This window comes from Candidatus Erwinia dacicola, assembly GCF_001756855.1.
GTDB lineage: Bacteria > Pseudomonadota > Gammaproteobacteria > Enterobacterales > Enterobacteriaceae > Erwinia > Erwinia dacicola.
In genome coordinates this window covers 1-3,450 of record NZ_MAYS01000536.1, presented here as the reverse complement: position 1 = coordinate 3,450, position 3,450 = coordinate 1, and the positions used below count along the sequence as shown (strand labels likewise).

The 3,450-nt window shown below is 56.2% G+C and carries 2 protein-coding genes and 1 pseudogene; 2 read left to right on the top strand and 1 reads right to left on the bottom strand.

The annotated features are described in order from the left end of the window. The first annotated feature begins 73 nt into the window (after positions 1-73). Entirely contained in the window at positions 74-715 is a 642-nt protein-coding gene (locus tag BBW68_RS13535) for a YccT family protein (RefSeq protein ID WP_070135750.1), read from the top strand. A gap of 76 nt (positions 716-791) precedes the next feature. Continuing rightward, positions 792-1,202: pseudogene (locus BBW68_RS13530) on the top strand (methylglyoxal synthase). Positions 1,203-1,276: 74 nt separating this feature from the next. On the opposite strand, the gene helD reads toward BBW68_RS13530, so the two are convergent. Beyond that, positions 1,277-3,331 carry a DNA helicase IV gene (gene helD / locus BBW68_RS13525; protein WP_070135749.1) on the bottom strand — a complete coding sequence of 685 codons (2,055 nt, stop codon included), beginning with the start codon at positions 3,329-3,331 and terminating at the stop codon, positions 1,277-1,279. Positions 3,332-3,450 lie beyond the last annotated feature (119 nt).

Here is a 3,450-nt window from a genome sequence, read left to right as displayed (position 1 = left end):
ACTGTCATACTGTCATACTGAAAGACTTTGATACATTCAAGTCTCAGCCATCACTTACCATGCCGGAGAAACAATGAAGCTACGCGGGGTCATCATCGGACTGATAACTGTGCTGTTCGCTGCCAACGCGCAGGCGACGACGTTGAAGTTATCGCCGGATATTGATCTGCTGGTGCTGGATGGACATAAGATCTCTGGCTCGCTGCTGAAGGGCGCGGATGGTCTGGAACTGGAACGCGGTGAACATCAGCTGCTGTTTCGCATTGAGCGCACGATAAAAAATCAAACGCCCACCGCTACCAACTGGGTTTCTGCTCCTCAGATTGTCACTTTCACCACACAGGCGCAGTCGGTCACCATTACTCTTCCCGCCCTGCAAACGTTGCGTAACGGCAGGCACTTTGATAAAAATCCGCGCTTTGTCCTGCTCGACGAGCATGACGCCGAGGTCGCGAGCAAGCGCGATCGCCTGCAAACTGAGGCGCAGGGTGATTTAGAACAGGCGATGGTGCTGTATAACCTCGATCACAAAATTGCCTCGGTTCCGCGCTTTGCCCAGCCGCTGCGTCGGACTGCCATGGCAGCAGGGCGAATGCCGGAGATCGCTTTCAGCCAGCATCCAACCGAGCGCATGCTACGCCTGTTGTATCAGCAGGTCGACTCCGCCACCCGCCAGCGCTTTGTGCTGCTGATGAAAGCCCTGCATACCAGTTGATCGCAGATTATTCTCGGGGCTACACTCAGCCCTCTGTTAACCCGATTTTGCCCGTTCCATCCAACTAGGATACCTGATTAGATCAGACAACCGTACTATCCAGCCGCAAAAACATATTGCGCTGGTGGCTCATGACCACTGTAAAAATTCCCTGATGCAGTGGGTGGGGAAACCCATAAAGCATAAAGATCAGCTGCAGCACCACACGCTGTACGCCACCGGTACTACCGGCAATCTGGTGCAGCGCGCGACCGGCCAGCCGGTCACGGCGATGCTGAGCGGCTCGATGGGCGGCGATCAGCAGGCCGGGGCGTTGATTTCTGAAGGGAAGATTGATGTACCGATCTTCTTCTGGGCCACGCTCAATGCGGTGCCGCACGATCCTGATGTGAAAGGGCTGCTGCGCCTAGTAACCATGTGAAATATCCTAGTCGCAACTAACCGTGCCACCGCTAATTTTATTATCCACTCGCCGCTTTTTGCCTAGCCAGTGGAGATCCTGATCCCGGAACGAACGTTATCTGCAGCAGCGCCTGAAATAACTCCGGCGCGGCTATTTGATCAGGGCTTGCGCAGCACCGGCACACCCTGACGGCTCAGCTCAGCCACAAACACCGACGGATTTTCCCGATCGAACAGTAGCCAGACCTGCTGTTTCGCCCGCGTCATCGCCACATAGGCCAACCTGCGCTCCTCCGCATCGGGGAAATCTTCCGCGGCGGGCAACAGCGCGTCTTCCATGACCGATTCTCTAGCCGCGGCCGGCAAGCCCTCTTTCCCCTCTTCCAGCCCCAGCAAAATGACATAATCAGCCTGCTGACCTTTGCTGGCATGAATAGTCATAAAATCGATGTTAAGTTTCGGCCAGCGGGTGCCCGCTTTTTCCAGCTCTTCCGGGCGCAGATAGTGGTAACGCGCCAGCACTAGGATGCGCTCATCCGCTTTGGCATAGCCGCTCATTTTGTTCAGTAGCGCTTCCAGCTGCGTTTGTGGCAGCAGCGATACGGCTTTTTTATTGCCTTTGCTCAGGCTATTAAGAGGTTTCTTCAGCTGGTGCGGATTGCTCTGGACAAAGCCATTGGCGATTTCACCAATGCGCTCATTGAAGCGATAGGTGGTATCCAGCACGCAGCGGGCGCCTTCGCCGAAGTGGTGGTGGAAGGCGGTGGTCAGGGTCATCTCTGCCCCGCTGAAACGATAAATTGCCTGCCAGTCATCCCCCACGGCAAATAGCGTGGTCTGTTTATTCTGCCGACGCAGAGCCGCCAGCAGTGCCGCTCGCTGGGGGGAGATATCCTGAAATTCGTCGACCAGAATATGCTTCCACGGGCTGATAAAACGCCCTTTATCGAGAATATTGACTGCTTGGTGGATCAGCCCGGCGAAATCGACCGCCCCTTCCTCTTTCAGAGCGCTTTTCCACGCCTTCATCAGCGGCGCCATTAATTTTACCCGCTTGCTGAACAGCTCCCGCACCCCTTGCGGGGCGCTGTCGATCATCGACGCCTGCGCCCCACCGTGCATACGCATCAGCCCCAGCCAGCGTTCAAGGCGGCTTGCCAGCCGTTTCGCTAGGCGGTCATCCTGCCAGAAACTGCGTTCTGCTAGCTCCCACTCCAGCTCTTCGGTCAGCCACTGCCGCCAGCCATTAGCATGGGCTTTTTTCTCGCTGCACTGCTGACGCCAGACGTCAATTAACAGCGACTGCCGCGTGGCGTTATCGGTTTCCAATTTGCTGACGGTCGGCGCTTTGTTGCTGCCCTGCTGGATAATGTTTAGCGCCAGCGAGTGGAAGGTGCACGCCTGAATATCTTCGCTGTGCAGACGCGCGCGAATGCGGTCGTTCATCTCTTCTGCGGCTTTGCAGCCAAACGCCAGCAGCAGGATTTGACCCGCGCGGGCCTGCTTACGCATCATCAGCCAGCCAGCTCTTGCTACCAGCACGGAGGTTTTACCGCTGCCGGCCCCCGCCAGCACCAGCACCGCATTTTCACCATTGACCACGGCACGGGCCTGCGAAGGGTTGAGCGGAGAGGTTTCCACTTGGTTGAAAAAATCAGCATGCTGCACCAGCATTCGCTCGGTCCACTGGTTATTGCGCTGCACGCGCTGCGCATCGTTATAGCTCAGCCACTGGCGAAGGTAGCGATACACTTCCCGGCAGTTATCAAATTCGTCTAGCCTCTCAACGGACAGAGGCACCGCCGCAAACGCTTTGTGAATCGCCAGCTGCCCCGCGGCGATATTGCTGCGTTTCAGCCATTTATCCTGCTGTTCTGCCTGACGGATCTGCTGTTCCTGTGCGCTGAGCACCTCGGCGCAGACCTCGCTCATCTCGGTGCTCCACTGCTGCCAGGCCTGATTGAGATAGTGATAAAAGCGCTGGGTTTCACTCCATTCCGTGCCGTGCAGGCGCACCACTTTGTCATCCGGCAGCGTGAATTCTAGCTCGCCCCATACCAAGCCGCGTTTGCATTTGATCGACAGCAGCTGGTTAAACGGGATCAGGTATTCATGCTTTTCACCGCTGACCTCAACGCCTGCGCTCAGCAGCCGCACGCGGTTATAAGGATGTTGTGCCAGATGTTTGCCCAGCGATGTTGCTTTCAGTTCCATTCCGGTGACCCTAGCTGCAGTTATTTTCTACATCTGATAGTTTAACTGTCCGTGCTATACCGCTCCAGCGCTAAAACGCGTTACATTCAAGGAATTGTCAAACGGCGTCTCCACCCGTA

What these genes read in the sequence shown, in the direction of transcription:
- helD (WP_070135749.1), bottom strand. Translation starts at nt 3,331, where the DNA reads ATGGAACTGAAAGCAACATCGCTGGGCAAACATCTGGCACAACATCCT.
- BBW68_RS13535 (WP_070135750.1), top strand. Translation starts at nt 74, where the DNA reads ATGAAGCTACGCGGGGTCATCATCGGACTGATAACTGTGCTGTTCGCT.